Here is a 15,744-nt window from a genome sequence, read left to right as displayed (position 1 = left end):
ATAAAAAAATTTATTATTTTAAAATGAAAAGGTACTGTATAAAAATTTAAACATAAAACTTATAAACTTTAATAGAATTTCTTACTTCTAAGAATCAATTTATAAGTTTTATTAGTTATTTTATACGGTACCTTTTACTTAGTTTTATTAGTTATTTATATGATTTAATAAAATTTCCTTTTCCTTTGTATATTCTAATTTCCTTTCTAATTTATTTAAGAAGGACTCATATTTCCAATCCTTTAATTTATAATAATATTGCATTGAAACAGTATAAAAATCATGAGGAAATCTTAAATATATATACATTAACTCTTTTTCTTCCTTTGATAAGTTGTTTAACTTATCATACTTTTCTATAATAGAATCATACATTTCTAAACTAAATCCAAATCTTTTTATACTCTTAATTATAAAATTACATAAGTCTATTACCCTTAAATTTATATTGCAATAATCAAAGTCTATAAAGCTTACCTTATTTTGATTAAATAATATATTATGATAGGCAAGATCATTATGGCATAAAGTTATTTTTTCTTTATCTCTACATAAGTCATCATATTTACTCTTTTCTAATAAATCTATACACTTCTCTACATCACTTAAATGATAATCTACTTCTTTTATAAAGATTTCATCAAATTCATTTTTATACTTATAGCTTCCCACTATTTCCTTTAGTTTTTCTAAATCTTTTTTACTATTTTTAAAATAATCTTTTAACTTAAAAAGCTCACTATTTTTTTCATTCATTTCCTTTGAAGTAGCCTCTTGAATTCCCATTCCTGCATTATGAAGTTTAGCTACTGCATCTGTTATTATTTCTAATTCGATTGGATTAGCTATATTAAATTCAGTTCCTTCAAAGTAGTCTAATAATATATAATAATTTCCTTTCCATTTGAATCTCCACTCTCCATTTGGAAGCTTATTTATTTTTAATATACCATCATATCTTTCCCTTAAGTACTCTGTTGAATGGATTATGAAGTTTAATCTGTCATCATCATAATTTATCATCTTTAAAATCTTCTTACCTTGCTTTGTATCTAATAAAAATACATTTCTATTTGGTCTTAAATCAAATATATCTAGTCCTAAAGCTTCAAATAATTTAATATCTAAATCATATCTACATAAATATTTCTCATCTTTATATCTAATCTTATTCATAAACCTCTCCCCCTACTATATAAGATAATCTTTAAGTAATAATTCTTCTAATTCATTACTTTTAATCTTTAAATCCTTTATATAATTATTTTGCAAATACCTCATTGAATTATATGGATACTGAATCAATGAGTTTATATAAACATAACTTTTAAAATCTAAGCTTTCTTTCTCTACTACTTCAAGAAGTAAATCCTTTAATTCATCCTTATAGTTTCCTCTTATCTTTTTTAAATAGTTATAATAATCCTCTTCCACCATATTAAATTTTATATCCTCTGTATTTTTTATAAAAATCCTTTTCTCCCCATTCTTAACTTCATAATATATCCTACCAATACATACTTCTTCCCTTTCCATAGCTCTTCTTATAAGCTCTTTATAATTAATATTATAAATGCAGTCTAAGCTTTTTTTTGATGCATCTAAGGCCTTATTAATCAATTTATTACTGTCTTCTAATCTCTCTACTCTTCTACTCCAAAGTTTAAAAATTTGAACCTGTTTCCATATATCATTTCTAAATTTAAATTTTATCCTATTTTCCTCTTTTAAAAATTCCTTGTGAATCTCACTTAGTGTATTTAAATACTCTAATGGATCATAAAATCTTAATTCTCTTTTTTCTCTTTCTATTTCTTTTCTAGGTAATACCTCTATATTATTTTCTCTTAAAAACAATTCTAATTTTTCACTCAAATTTAAATCACCTCAAAGTAAAATTGCTTAATTCATCAACAAAGTTCTGTCTAAACTCTCTATCTTTTTCGTATTTACCTAGTTTCTTTAAAAAATGTTCTTCTTCCCAAGGCTGTTGTTCCCAATAATATTGAAGTCCTAGTTGCCAATAAGCTTGAGGGAATTCAATAAAAGAAGCTATAATAGGAAACTCTTCATTTCTTACTTCTTTATTCTTTGAATAACTCTCTATTATATATTTAAATAAATTTAAGTCCCATCTCCCCTCTTTCATTGTTCTAATGCATAGGCTACTTAAATCATGTAAGTGAGAATCTAAAATACAGTAATCAAAGTCTATTATATTTATTTCATTATTTTCTAATAAAAGCACATTATGATTTGCATAATCATGATGACAAAAGCCTAATTTTTTAACTTCCTTTTTCATATAGTCAAAATATCCACTAGTTTTTATATGAGAAAGTGTTCTTTCAACTCTTTTTAACTCCTCATCCATAATAGAAAGATATAACTTATCAAAGTCTGACATATATGCTTTCTGATATATTCTTTTTTTAAAATCAAGAATTTCTTCTCCCCTTGTCTCAAAGATCTTATACCACTTACCCCATGCTATTCTAGGCTTAAGATCTCTATTTATAACAAACCCTTCACTACTATTATGTAGTTCACTAAGCTTTTTCGCTGCTAAGCTTAAATCCCACTTATTTTTATAATCACATTCTCTACATTTTACCCAAGGAGTTAAATAAGCTAATTTATCATCTAGCCTTACATAATCTTTTCCATCAATAGTATCTAATATTTTAGGAATTGAATTAAAGCCATTTTTCATAAGATGCTTTTGAGCAGAAACTATAAAATAAAAATGAGGATATTGATACTTTATTACCTTCAAACAATACTCCTCATCACTGGTTATAATTTTATATGTGTTTTTCACTTTTATTACTTCTTTGACTTCTATACCATAGTTAAGTAAGATTTTATCCTTTATATAATCATGTTCCATAAACTTACTCCTACTGTCACTTTTTAATTAGTATATGTTCCTTAAATTCTTCTTGTTACATGCACATTTTATATTATTTATTAATATTATTAATTATAATGATTATTTTTCTAAGGAGTGGAATCTTAATGTATAACTTAATAGATGCAAGAGGTGCAACTTGGTATAGAGGGACAGGTATAGGAACATACACATATAACCTATTAACAAACATATTAAAATTAGATAAGGATTCATCTTATGATTTATTATGCTCTGGAGAAAAAATACCTGAGTTTGAAAGTGAAAATACTAAAATAATAATGTCTTCTAGAAAACATCAACGTTTTTTTGAAGATTACTATATACCATCCTATGGAATAAAAGAGGATATAGATTTGCTTCACCTTCCTCAAAATGGACTTGGACTTTCCTCTGAAGGAAACTTTGCAAAATTGGTTACTATTCATGACTTAATTCCTTACATTTTACCTGAAACCGTTGGTAAAGGTTACTTAAAAAAATTTCTTCAAAGTATGCCTGAAATAATTGATAATTCAACAGGAATAATCACTGTATCAGAATACTCTAAAAGTGATATTCTAAGATTTTTTCCACACTTTCCTGCTGAAAATATTTTTGTAACTCCACTGGCAGCTAATGAAAATTATAAACCTTTAGATAAGGAAAAATGCCTATTTGATGTTAATAAGAGATTTAATTTCAATGGACCATTTATTATGTATATAGGTGGCTTTAGCTTAAGAAAAAATGTTAAGGGACTAGTTGATGCCTTTAACAATATTCATAAAAATATTGATGAAAATTATAAACTTTTAATTGTAGGTGGATTAAGAGACGAGGGATTAAAATTAAAGGCCTATACTGAAAGTTTACCTATAAAAGATAAGGTTATTTTCACCGGATTTATAGAGGATGAATATTTACCAACCTTATATAACGCAACTACTCTCTTTGTTTATCCTTCTCTATATGAAGGTTTTGGTTTACCTCCTTTAGAAGCTATGAGTTGTAAGACTGCCGTTTTAACCTCAAATATAACTTCTATTCCTGAAGTTGTTCCCTTTAAAGAAAGCTTAGTTGATCCAAATAACCCTAAGGAATTATCTTCAAAACTAGAAAATCTATTAAATGATTCAAAACTTAGAAATAATTTAGAAGATATATGTTTTGAAAGAAGCAAAGAATTTACTTGGGAAAAAACAGCGAAGAAAACCTTAGAGGTATATAAGAAGGTAATAGAAATCTCTAAAAACTCATTAATAAAAGCATAAAAATTTATTTTTTCAAAAACTATAGTTAATAAATAAAACTTATAAATATATTATGAGAATTAATGAATTTTAACTGAAAGTCTAAAGTTTAATTTAAAACCTTTAAAAGAATTATTTTATAAACTAGCTTAATGTCTAAAATTCATTTAAATATTCTCTTAATATTATTTATAAGTTTTTATTTTCATAAAGATATTTTAATTGATAACTTTATAATTTTTCCTAAAAGCAATTTAATTTGCCATGTTTCTATGATAATCTAAGTTATTTAAAGCTTTCATATGCTTTAATAGGTAGTTAGCTGTTATTCCAATAAAAATGCCAGTTCCTATACCTGCTATAGATAGAAAAGGAAGATAACTTAATATGCCTATATTTTTAATTACAATAGCTGTAACAATTAATTGTCCTAAATTATGAAAAACTCCCCCAACAGTGCTAACTCCAATAGCCGATACCTTTTCTTTTAATATATTCTTAGTTAAAATCATTCCTAAGAAACTTAAAATCGTTCCTCCTAATCCAAAAATAAATGTAGAAACTGATCCCATAATAAGGGTTGATAAAATTAATTTCAAAAATATTAACCATAGGCATTCTTTATAATTGTCTAAGGTATATAGTCCTATAACCACTATTAAATTAGCTAATCCTAACTTTGCTCCTGGAGTAATAAAAGGCATAGGTATCATACTTTCAAAAATATATAAAACTAAAGCTTGTGCAACTAATACCCCTATATAAATTAACTTTTTAGTCTTCATGATATATAACTCCCCTTTTTAATTATTAATACTCCAATTAGAATTTTATTTTATTAAACACCGTATTGTCTTATTCATCTTATCTGTTGCACCTTATTAGAATTCTATTTTATTAAATACTAAATTTTATTACTAAAATTCTATAGTATTATAAAATTTAAATCCTAAGCTTTTTGATTTAAACTTAATTTTTTAGTAAGATAATATGCACTCTCCTTCTTCCTCACCTTTAATTTCAATAAAAACCCTATTAGGTAGACATACTATACTTTCTCCTATCTTACTTATCTTTCCTTGTCTCATACACACTTTATCTGTACAATTTGAATGATTCATATATACCTGCCCTTTATTTATACAAATCTCATTAATCTCTAATCCCTCTTCAATTTTAATAATCTTATTAAGATTTTCCTTAAGATCTAAACTTTCATATTCTTCTCCATTAACACTTATAATTACTCTTTTTAAATCTCCACTATTATTACTTGAAATAAGAAGTCTAATAGGCATTAAAGATAGAATTATTAAAACTATAATTATAATCAAATCCCACTTTTTCATAATAAACTCTCCCCTATTAACAGTTCCTTGTTATGTATATATGATTTTAAAGTTAAAATTATTTGTTTTATTACTCTTTAAGGAATTTTTTTAATATTAAAAAGTATATTTATAGTAACAAAATTATTTAGGAGGAATTTATGAAAAAGAAATTTTTTGCTCTTATATTATCTACTTTAGTAGCTTCTAACTTTATTGCTTGTGGAGCTTCAAACAACTCTAAATTAAAAGATGGGGACTATACTGTAGAAACTGCTAAGGCTGATGACCATGGCTATAAAGCTAAACTAAGTATAAAAGTTTCAGATGGTAAAATAACTGAAGCAAAATATAATGAATTTAATGGTGAAACTAATGCTATGAAACGTGAAGATAAAGATTATAATGAAAAAATGACAGGAGTTTCAGGAATTGGACCTGCTGAATATGAACCTCAACTTGAGAAAGCCTTAATAGAAAAACAATCTTCTGACATAGATGTTATTACAGGAGCAACAAGTTCTTCTAATCAATTCAAAAAATTAGCTGAGAAAGTATTAAAGAATGCTGAAGAGGGAAAAACTGAAGCAACTTTAGTAGACTAGGTAAAACATATTATCTTATTTCTAGGAGGGTAAAATGGAGAACTTAAGACATATTTGTATTTTTCTATGTATGATTTTAACTTTCACTTTAAATGGATGCTCCATAAAAAAAGAACCTATAAGCAAATCTAGTTTTTTTATGGGGACAATAGTAAATATAACTTTATATGATAAATTTGATGAAGGAATCATAGATAAGGCATTTAATAAAATAAGTGAAATTGAATCATTATTAAGTTTAAATATACAAAACTCTGAAATTAATAAAATAAATGAAAAGTCTGGTATAGAACCAGTAAAGGTTACCAAAACCACCTTTGACATAATAGAAAAATCACTAGAATACTCTAAAGCTTCTAAAGGAAACTTTGATATAACTATTGGCCCTTTAGTTAAGCTATGGGGAATAGGAAGTGAAGATGCAAGAGTTCCTGATGATAATGAAATACTAGATACTATAAAATTAATAAATTATGAAAATATTATTTTAGATAAGGAAAATACCACTGTATTTTTAAAAGAAGAAAATATGGTTTTAGACTTAGGTGCTATAGCTAAGGGATATATAGCAGATCTTATTTCAGATATATTAATAGAGGAAGGTGTATCTAAGGCTATTATTGACTTAGGTGGCAATATTTTCGCCCTAGGTGAGAAAAATAAAAATGAAAATTGGACAATAGGAATACAAAATCCTTTTGAAAACAGAGGTGCTCCCCTAGGAACTTTAAGTATATGTAATAAATCAGTAGTTACCTCTGGGATCTATGAACGTTATTTAGAAATTAATAATACTAAATATCATCACATTTTAAACCCTAAAACTGGATATCCCTATGATAATAATTTAGCTTCTGTAACCATAGTTTCTTCAAAATCTATAGATGGTGATGCTCTTTCAACATCAACCTTTGGCATGGGACTTTCAGATGGCTTAGAGTTAATTGAATCACTTCCTGAAATAGAAGGTATTTTTGTAACTAAATCTAAAGAAATCTTCATATCAAAGGGACTAAAAAATAATTTTAAATTACTTGACCATTCTTTTAAAATAGCAAATTAAACAAAATTTATATAAATTATTAAAACATAGCTTTTTATTAAAATTAATATTTCCTTTAAATAAAAAGCTATGTTCTAATTAAATGTTTATTTTTAAAAAAACTATAGGACTTTACCCTTAAAAAATTAAGATTCTAAAACTGGAATATTCTCTTCACTTTGAATTTCATCATTTAAGTTTTCTTCTGTCTTTCTATGTACTATTAAAGCTACAACCATGGCAGTTATACCAGCTATTAATTTTGATGCTATATAAATATTTATAATCTCAGGTGTCTTAAGAGATACAAAACCTAGCTGTCCTCCAATTACAAAGGCTCCACTTACACTAAAGGCAGTTAAAGCTATTCTTCCCTTAGAGCTCATCTTATTAAAACTTTGGAATAATATTATGTTTGAAGCAAGAGTTCCTAAAAAAGCCGCAATAGAAAACTCATCTATATTTATCTTTTCTCCTATTTTACTTAAGACCTTTGAAAATTTTTCTGTTATAAAATTAATTAAAGGATATGCTCCTCCTAAGAATATAGCTATTTTACCAACCACACTTAAAGCCTCATCTATAGGTAAAATACTTCCTATAGGCTTTATTCCTATAATAGATAAAAATCCTAAAACTAAAAGCCCCAATATACTAACAAGCTGTATAAGCTTACCTAATTTAATAAAGAATTTCACTGTCGTATCTTTAAACCTATTCATAAAAACTGCTAATAATATAGCAAATATTATTAATGGAAAAATATTAAATAGTAATAATTTAATATCCACTCCTAAAAATAAACCTGCAACTATTGGAGCTATAGGTAAAGTCATTATTCCATATAATAAACCTGTTGTTAGGTCTTCAAGATACTTCTCCTCTATAATTCCTAAAGCTAAGGGAATAGAAAAGCTTATGGTAGCCCCTAAAGTCGAAGCTATTATTACCCCAGAAATCCAATACATGTGAATATTTGATGATAAACTTTCTGCAATCCCTAAGGCTCCCATATCTACAGCTAAAAACATTGATGGAAATATAGATGAATCAATTCCTATAAAATTACTTATTGGAGTTAATAAGAATCCTATGCCTTCTCCTATTAAAGGTGAAAGAGAATATATACCTACCATGGATATAGCTATTGATCCCATGGATATCATACCCTCTTTAAATTTATCTCCCAACCCCAATTTATTATTATTTATGTAATCAAATCCACTAATTACAAAGAAAATACCTATTATACCAAGCACTAATTTCTCCAAATACTCTCCTCCTTAAAACCTCACTATTTTTTTAGTATATTTGACTAACTTATTCAATTCAATATATATATATTTAAATTTTCAATTTATTAAATATATAAATAAAAATCGTATAAGGCCCTTTTTAAAAAGACTTCTTATACGATCCCCTATTAAAATTTCTTACAAATTATTTGTGGATAATTCCTTATTATCCATTAGTGCTAAGGCTTGATTTAAAATCTTATTCCCATTCATGGTTCCATAATCTGCACTATTTATAAGAGTTATTGGTATATTACTATCTATTTTTTTTCTTAAACTATTAAATAAATACCTTACTTGAGGTCCTAATATTATTATATCTGCCTCTTTTTCATAGTTTTTAATGTCATATTCTCCTATTGCAACTATAGAACAATCAATCCCTAATTCCTTTGCAGCTTTTCTCATTTTAGAAACTAATAAAGATGTAGACATTCCTAGTGTACATAATAATACTAATTTTTTCATATATAATCCTCCTAAACTAATACCATTCTTTGCTTACACCATGTATTTTTATTTTAGATAAAATATATATTTAAAATGACTATTACTACTATTCTATAGTCAAATATAATAATTAACAATGAATTTCTTTGAATATATTTGATTTTTATCTAAAATTTTACATTTTATTTTCAATAAAAAAGATGTATATCAAAATAATAATAAAATTATTTGATATACATCCTTAATTAAACTAATTAGCAACTAATGTTAAATTTAAGTTTACTTTCTTACCATCTCTAATTATTTCAACTGGTACTGAATCTCCATCATTATATTGACTTTTAACTTGATTTAATTCTTCTAAAGTTTTTACTCTTTTTCCACCAAATTCAACTATTAAGTCACCTATTTTTAATCCTGCTTTTTCTGCTGGACTAAACTCTTGTACTCCTACAACATAAACTCCTTCTTCTAGCTTATTTTCTTTTGCTAATTCTGGAGTAACAGTTCTAGCTGTAATACCAAGTTTTAATATTGGTTTTGATAATGAACCTAATCTTGTTTTAACTTCATTTATAGGAATTGCAAATCCTATACCTTCAATATCTTCACCAACTTTTTTAGCAGTGTTTATTCCAATAACTTCTCCCTTAGAGTTTATTAATGGACCACCACTGTTACCAGGGTTAATAGCTGCATCTGTTTGTATATAATCTAATACATTTCCGTTTTCAGTCTTCATCTTTCTATTTGGTGAACTTACTATACCCTTAGTTACTGTTGAACTAAATTCTTTTCCTAGAGGATTTCCTATAGCAATTACTTCTTCACCAGCCTTAACTGTAGATGAATCTCCTAATTGAGCTATTCCAGGCATTTTAACATCGTCTGTTATTTTTATTACTGCAATATCTCTTTCTGCATCGTAATTTACAACCTTAGCATTTACTTCTTTTCCATCAGAGAATATTACTTTAACTTCTTGAGCTCCATTTATAACATGGTAGTTTGTAACTACATATCCATCTTCATTTATTATAAATCCAGATCCTAATCCTTCTTGTTCTTTTACATTAAAGAATTGGTCTCTTACTAAGCTCTTTGTGGATACTCCTACAACGGCAGGTGTAACTTTTTCAACTACTTGTGGAACAGTTAATTCTCCATCTTCCCCTTTAAAGGCTGGTGGATTAACTGAGGTATTACTATTATTCTCTAGTGTACTTACTGGTATGCTATTTTTAAAAGCATAATAAACTCCGCCAGCACCTATAGCTCCTCCTAGTATAGCAACTATGACAGCACCTGCTACTAGAGCTATTCCTCTTTTAAATCCACTCTTTTTCTTTACTTTTTTGTTTTTACTATTATCATTAGATTCTTTTGAGCTTTTTGATTTTACGTCAGAGAAGTTTTTATCATCATCTTTTTTAACTTCATCTTTCGAATTAATTTCATTATCTATATTTAATTGCTGAGTTTCATCTATGTTAGTTTGCTTCGTATCATTATTTGACTCTATATTTTCTTTGTCTTTTATGTCCTTATCTGAATCTAAAGTTTTATTTTCTTTATCATCAAAACCAAAGTAGTCATTTAAGTTTTCATCTTTTTTATTGAAATCACTCATTGTTCATACCCTCCTAAACATTTGTTTTCCACATGTTTATAATAACCATTTTTTGTGTCATTTATATGTCATGTTTATGTCATTTCTATGTCATAGGATATGTCTATATTCTTAGGCTAATTCTGCTCTTCCAAGCTATTATCTTGAATAAATCTTATGCTATCTAAAAATAATTCTGGCTTTTCTAAAGGTATAACATCTGTCTTATTCTTAGCATTTATTATTTGAACTTTATTGTCTAAAGTAAGTTTCTTTAAACTCTCTTGCTCCTTAGTAAAAGCATTATCATTAACTATTATGCTCAAAGGTTTACCATTTAATAAACCAGATTTTTGTGAATTACTACTTTGCTCTAAAATATTTGTAAGCTCACTATAGTATCCACTATTATAATCACTTTTTGTTCTTAAAATATTATAAACCTTAAGATTTTCATTACTTAAATTTTCCTCTAAACCATTTGGATTTTTTAACATACCAAATTTATTCATTATTGATGTTAATCCAAAGTATGAACCATACTTTTGTATAAATCTACTGATTTTTTCACTTGAATACTGTTTCATATAGTCTTTATTTTTACTTAAAGCTTCTTCACTTATTGGATCTACGAGAATAACTCCTTGAACTAAGTCAGGATAAAGTTCAGCAAAGTTACACATTACTAATCCACCATATCCTTCTCCAACAAGTATGTATGGTCCACCAATCCCTGATTTTTTAAGAATCATTCTAAGATGCTGAGCTTGTTCTTTAACACCATCATCTTTTACTGATTCTGAAAAACCATATCCTGGTCTATCATAAGAAAAAGTTCTATACCCATATTCCTTTTCTATAAGCTCTTGAACCTTACTCCATTCACTTAATCCTAAGCCTATATCAGAACTCATTATTATAGTTGGTTTACTTTCTCCTTGGAAATTATAATAATTTTTTTTACTATCAATTCTTACATACTTGTTATCTAGTTCTATTTTTTTACTATCGATTTTGTTTAATATCATTTGATAAGCAAAGCCTATAAATACTAGAGCTAATATAAATATAAAAATATTCCTAATTACGTTTATAGGCTTTATTTTTATATTCTTGTTCATTTTATGAAATCCATTTGAGTACGGAATAAACCTCATTGATAATTCAGCCCCTATCTTTCTCCTAATCTTAAATTAGGTTTTGCGTTAAGACTCATTTCAGATACATTTCCCTTTAATAATTCAAAATATGCAGCACTTCCTATCATGGCAGCATTATCTGTACAAAGTATTGGTGATGGGAATAAAACCTTTATTCCTCTCTTTTCTCCTTCTCTAAGGAGATTTTCTCTTAAAGCACTATTAGAAGCAACTCCACCTGCAATGGCTATTTTATCTGCCTTTCTCATCTTACAAGTTTTTATTGCATTATCAGTTAATACTTCAACTACGGCCTTTTGGAAACTAGCTACAACATCAGCTTTATTTATTTCTTCATTTTTCATTTCCATCTTATTTAAATAATTTAAGACAGCTGATTTAACTCCACTAAATGAAAAATCTAAGGTATCATCATGGAAATTAGCTTTTGGGAATTTTATAGCATCACTATTTCCTTCCTTAGCTAATTTATCTATTTTAGGTCCTCCTGGATATCCTAATCCTACGGCTCTTGCCACCTTGTCAAAAGCTTCTCCTGCTGCATCATCTCTTGTTTCGCCTATTATTTCAAACTTTCCATAGTCTTCAACATGGACTACAAAAGTGTGTCCTCCTGAAACAACTAAACAAACAAAAGGTGGTTCTAAGTCTTTATGATCTATAAAGTTAGCACTTATATGCCCTTCTATATGATTAACTCCTATTAATGGTTTATCTAAAGAATATGCTAATCCTTTAGCATATTGAAGTCCAACTAAAAGTGCTCCAACTAAACCTGGACCATATGTAACTGCTATTGCATCTATGTCATCAAATGTTACTCCTGCAACTTCTAAGGCTTCCTCTACCACTGCATTTATAGCTTCTATGTGTTTTCTTGATGCAACCTCTGGAACTACTCCACCGAATTTTGTATGTATATCTATCTGAGAAGATATTATATTTGATAAAACTTCTCTACCATTAACTACTACAGCTGCCGCTGTTTCGTCACAACTACTTTCTATTGCTAATATAATTTTTTTATCCATTTTTATCCCTCTTAATTTTAATTTTTCATGTAAACATAGAGTATTATACTTTATCTGTTAAATACTTTCAAGAAATGTAAATACATAATGTTACATTATGATATAATCTATATTATTATATCATATGATTGGAGGTTTACTATGAATTCATACGCAAAAGTTATAGTAAAAGGCTCACCTATTACTAAATCAAATTTCAAGCTATCAAATGCACAGGGTAGAGCAATTTTACCATCCAATTCTGGAAAATATCATGATAGATATGCATTGTATGAAGAGCAAATTGCTTACGAAGCAAGAATTCAAAATCCTAATGTTATTTTAGAAGAATCTTTAATAGCTGTGTTAAAAGTTTATTATAAAAGTTCTAAGAGACATCCCGATACAGGTAACATAACAAAAAGTATCTTCGATGGAATTGAAAAGAGTGGATTAATAATAAATGATATGCAAATAAGAAGAATAATAACAGAGGAATTTTATGATAAAGAAAATCCTAGATTTGAATTAGAACTTTTTGGCGAAAGTTCTTATAGTTTTAATTATGAAATAAATAAACGTGAAGAAAAAGTTGAAAAACTTCTTTATTCACCACCACCTAATAAAAAAAGAAAAACTACTAATACTAATAAAGAAGAAAAAAGTTCTTCCATAAATAAAGAAATTTCAAATAAGGTATGTGCTATTTGTAATAAAGCTATTATTGGAAATGATTTTGTTACAGCTAATAAAGGGACAACCATTATTTGCAAAAAATGTTTACTAAGGATGTAGGTGATTATATGAATATAATTTGTATAGGTGACTCTCTTACCTTTGGCTATGGTGTAGGACAAGAAAATTCTTGGGTTTCTCTTTTAAATGATGAAAAAAACAAATTCATAAACAAAGGGGTTAATGGTGACACTTCAACTGGTATTTTATCTAGAATATATGAAATCTTAAAATCAAGTGATTCTAAGATTTGTTTAATTATGTGTGGCTCAAATGATATTATAATGAATAAATCTATTAGTTCAATTATTGATAACATAAGGTTAATGACTGATGATTGTAATTCACTTAACATAAAACCAATAATTTTATCTCCCCCTAAAATATATGGTGATTTAGCTATTAAAAGGTGGGATTCTTCTATTGATTATGAAAAATGTAATTCTAAGCTAGAGAATTATACTAGAGAATTAAATTTATTCTGTGAAAAAAACAATTTGTTATTTATAGATTTAAACTCTAATCTTCCTTTTGATTCTTTAAATTATACTGATGGATTGCACTTAAGTATAAAAGGAAATATATTAGTATCTAACTTAGTAAAAACGAGTTTAAAAAATTATCTTTAATTCTATACCTTTGAAATTTTTAAAATTTCACTAAAACAAATATTTCTTTGTAATTATAACCTTCTTTAAAGCATAAAATAAGACTAAAATTTAAAATTAACTTAAATATTAATCTGAATTTTAGTCTTATTAAAAATTAATTTTCAAGATACTCTTTAATGGCATCTCCAACTTTAAATCCTTCTTTTGTTGCTAAGTCAGATAGTTCATAGGCATGCAGAACATTTCCACAAGCAAATATTCCACTTTCTGATGTTTCAAAGTTTTCATTTACTAAAATAGTTTCGCTACTATTAGAAATTCTTAATCCCATCTTTTTACCTAAAGCACTTTCTGGTATCCATGGAACTGATATTAAAAGTGAATCACATTTTATAAAACTTTCCTCTTCTCCACCTTTGCTTATAATTACTCCCTCTACTCTTTCAGTACCTAAAACTTCATTTACTGTATATCCAAGTTTAACAGGAATATCAAAGGCTTCAATTATATTTTCCACAATATATTGAGAAGAATTTAAATAGTCCTTACTTTCAATTATGGCTTCTACTTTAGCTCCCTCTATAATAAGCCTTCTAGCTACAATCATATCACTATCATGTGAACCTATTATAACTATCTTTTTCCCTGGAAGATAACCATAAAGATTTATAAATCTGTGAGCAGTTCCTGAAGTATATATACCTGTAAATTTGTTTAAAGGAACACTTACATTTCCCTTAAACTTTTCCCTACTTCCAGTAGCTAGAACTATTGCCCTAGTTTTCATCTTTTTCATACCTTCATCTGGATTAACATAACTTATCTCTTTATCTTTACTTATCTCTAATACAGTAGTATTTAATTTAACATCTATGCCTAGCTTATGAACTTTATCAACTAAGTACTCTACAAATTCACTTCCAGTAACAGCTTCTCCTAAAATTTCTTTTCCAAAGCCGCAATGTATGCAGTGATTTAAAACTCCACCTAAAACATCTTCTCTTTCAAGAAGCAGAACTTTTCCTATGCCATTTTCTTTTGATCTTATAGCTGCTGCCATTCCACTTATTCCGCCACCAACAACTACAACATCATACTCACATAAAATATTCTCCATACTCTAAAAATATTTTCTCCTCTCAAAAGTATTATAACTTTATTACCTTATTAGAAGTATTCATAGATTCAACTATAGTGTACATATTGCTTATTTCTCCTATAGCTAAATCATCCTTTATTCCATAAAAATCTAAGCAAGTTCCACAACTTAGTATCTTAACTCCACGCTTTTCTAAGTTTTGTAATGATTCTAAAACTTCTGATCCTTTAACAGTAAGCTTAACTCCACCATTTAAGAATATAAGTTCCTTAGGTATGATATCACTTTCTGATAAGGTATATAGGTATCCTTTCATAAGTATAGTACCTAAATCATCATTACCTTGACCTAATTTATCAGTACCTACTACTATTACAAAGTCATCTTCCTTCTTTTCTATTTTATTCTCACCATTTTTTTCTATTTTAATTATATAATTTCCCTCTTTTTCTGAAGCATCAAAATTATATCCACATCCTTCTGCATACTTACAGATATTATTTTTTGCTACTTCATTATCAACTAATACTTCTGCAATCCCTTCTTCTATTGAATCAAAATATTTTTTTGTATTTATAACTGGCATTGGACAAGCCATACCTAAACAATCTATTTTTTTCATGACCTCACCTCTTAAAATAATCTATATTATAAAGA

17 protein-coding genes are annotated in these 15,744 nt (G+C 27.2%); 5 read left to right on the top strand and 12 right to left on the bottom strand.

What is annotated here, in order from left to right:
• Positions 1 to 147 precede the first annotated feature (147 nt).
• The 3 genes from I6G60_RS04205 to I6G60_RS04195 are packed head-to-tail and all read right to left on the bottom strand — an operon-like array spanning position 148 to position 2,890.
• Positions 148 to 1,176: a CotS family spore coat protein gene (locus I6G60_RS04205; RefSeq protein ID WP_011010825.1), complete on the bottom strand. Its 1,029-nt coding sequence runs from the start codon at positions 1,174 to 1,176 to the stop codon at positions 148 to 150.
• Between the two features lie 15 nt (positions 1,177 to 1,191).
• Entirely contained in the window at positions 1,192 to 1,875 is a 684-nt protein-coding gene (locus tag I6G60_RS04200) for a hypothetical protein (protein WP_110034798.1), read from the bottom strand.
• A gap of 7 nt (positions 1,876 to 1,882) precedes the next feature.
• A complete protein-coding gene (locus I6G60_RS04195) occupies positions 1,883 to 2,890 on the bottom strand; it encodes a CotS family spore coat protein (protein ID WP_011010827.1) in 1,008 nt (335 codons plus the stop codon).
• A 128-nt stretch (positions 2,891 to 3,018) separates the two neighbouring features.
• Here I6G60_RS04195 and I6G60_RS04190 point away from each other — a divergent pair, with 128 nt between their 5' ends.
• Entirely contained in the window at positions 3,019 to 4,164 is a 1,146-nt protein-coding gene (locus I6G60_RS04190; RefSeq protein WP_025648406.1) for a glycosyltransferase family 4 protein, read from the top strand.
• 233 nt (positions 4,165 to 4,397) lie between these two features.
• On the opposite strand, the gene I6G60_RS04185 is transcribed toward I6G60_RS04190, so the two are convergent.
• Both I6G60_RS04185 and I6G60_RS04180 read right to left on the bottom strand, forming a co-directional pair.
• The gene (locus I6G60_RS04185) at positions 4,398 to 4,928 is read right to left on the bottom strand and encodes a Gx transporter family protein (protein ID WP_003457337.1); all 531 of its coding nucleotides are present in this window, start codon (positions 4,926 to 4,928) and stop codon (positions 4,398 to 4,400) included.
• Positions 4,929 to 5,120: 192 nt separating this feature from the next.
• Positions 5,121 to 5,492 carry a NusG domain II-containing protein gene (locus I6G60_RS04180; RefSeq protein ID WP_025648407.1) on the bottom strand — a complete coding sequence of 124 codons (372 nt, stop codon included), beginning with the start codon at positions 5,490 to 5,492 and terminating at the stop codon, positions 5,121 to 5,123.
• 140 nt (positions 5,493 to 5,632) lie between these two features.
• Between I6G60_RS04180 and I6G60_RS04175 the strand changes: the two genes are divergently transcribed.
• Both I6G60_RS04175 and I6G60_RS04170 read left to right on the top strand, forming a co-directional pair.
• Complete coding sequence (locus I6G60_RS04175) at positions 5,633 to 6,076, top strand: FMN-binding protein (protein WP_003457393.1); 444 nt, start codon at positions 5,633 to 5,635, stop codon at positions 6,074 to 6,076.
• A gap of 34 nt (positions 6,077 to 6,110) precedes the next feature.
• Positions 6,111 to 7,139, top strand: coding sequence for an FAD:protein FMN transferase (locus I6G60_RS04170; protein ID WP_110083259.1), 1,029 nt, complete (start codon positions 6,111 to 6,113; stop codon positions 7,137 to 7,139).
• Positions 7,140 to 7,264: 125 nt separating this feature from the next.
• On the opposite strand, the gene eutH is transcribed toward I6G60_RS04170, so the two are convergent.
• The 5 genes from eutH to tsaD all read right to left on the bottom strand — a co-directional run bounded on the left by eutH (position 7,265) and on the right by tsaD (position 12,663).
• The gene (gene eutH, locus I6G60_RS04165) at positions 7,265 to 8,389 is read right to left on the bottom strand and encodes an ethanolamine utilization protein EutH (protein WP_110034797.1); all 1,125 of its coding nucleotides are present in this window, start codon (positions 8,387 to 8,389) and stop codon (positions 7,265 to 7,267) included.
• A 162-nt stretch (positions 8,390 to 8,551) separates the two neighbouring features.
• Positions 8,552 to 8,881, bottom strand: coding sequence for a PTS sugar transporter subunit IIB (locus I6G60_RS04160; protein ID WP_110034796.1), 330 nt, complete (start codon positions 8,879 to 8,881; stop codon positions 8,552 to 8,554).
• Positions 8,882 to 9,113: 232 nt separating this feature from the next.
• Positions 9,114 to 10,493: a S1C family serine protease gene (locus tag I6G60_RS04155; RefSeq protein WP_057232011.1), complete on the bottom strand. Its 1,380-nt coding sequence runs from the start codon at positions 10,491 to 10,493 to the stop codon at positions 9,114 to 9,116.
• A 116-nt stretch (positions 10,494 to 10,609) separates the two neighbouring features.
• Positions 10,610 to 11,629: an alpha/beta hydrolase gene (locus I6G60_RS04150; RefSeq protein WP_057232013.1), complete on the bottom strand. Its 1,020-nt coding sequence runs from the start codon at positions 11,627 to 11,629 to the stop codon at positions 10,610 to 10,612.
• A gap of 14 nt (positions 11,630 to 11,643) precedes the next feature.
• The gene (gene tsaD, locus I6G60_RS04145; protein ID WP_003452273.1) at positions 11,644 to 12,663 is read right to left on the bottom strand and encodes a tRNA (adenosine(37)-N6)-threonylcarbamoyltransferase complex transferase subunit TsaD; all 1,020 of its coding nucleotides are present in this window, start codon (positions 12,661 to 12,663) and stop codon (positions 11,644 to 11,646) included.
• A 141-nt stretch (positions 12,664 to 12,804) separates the two neighbouring features.
• On the opposite strand from tsaD, the gene I6G60_RS04140 reads away from it, so the two are divergent.
• Together I6G60_RS04140 and I6G60_RS04135 are read left to right on the top strand one after the other, a co-directional pair.
• A complete protein-coding gene (locus I6G60_RS04140; RefSeq protein WP_057232039.1) occupies positions 12,805 to 13,437 on the top strand; it encodes a RusA family crossover junction endodeoxyribonuclease in 633 nt (210 codons plus the stop codon).
• Between the two features lie 8 nt (positions 13,438 to 13,445).
• Positions 13,446 to 14,006 (top strand): SGNH/GDSL hydrolase family protein, encoded by a 561-nt coding sequence (locus tag I6G60_RS04135; protein WP_057232041.1) that lies wholly within the window; start codon positions 13,446 to 13,448, stop codon positions 14,004 to 14,006.
• A 136-nt stretch (positions 14,007 to 14,142) separates the two neighbouring features.
• On the opposite strand, the gene I6G60_RS04130 is transcribed toward I6G60_RS04135, so the two are convergent.
• Positions 14,143 to 15,105 (bottom strand): NAD(P)/FAD-dependent oxidoreductase, encoded by a 963-nt coding sequence (locus I6G60_RS04130; RefSeq protein WP_110034795.1) that lies wholly within the window; start codon positions 15,103 to 15,105, stop codon positions 14,143 to 14,145.
• A gap of 31 nt (positions 15,106 to 15,136) precedes the next feature.
• A complete protein-coding gene (gene yedF, locus I6G60_RS04125; protein ID WP_164811417.1) occupies positions 15,137 to 15,709 on the bottom strand; it encodes a sulfurtransferase-like selenium metabolism protein YedF in 573 nt (190 codons plus the stop codon).
• Positions 15,710 to 15,744: the final 35 nt, after the last annotated feature.

Source organism: Clostridium perfringens (genome assembly GCF_016027375.1).
GTDB classification, from domain to species: domain Bacteria; phylum Bacillota; class Clostridia; order Clostridiales; family Clostridiaceae; genus Sarcina; species Sarcina perfringens.
The sequence above is the reverse complement of the archived record's forward strand: the minus strand, read 5'-3'. Positions and strand labels throughout refer to the sequence as shown.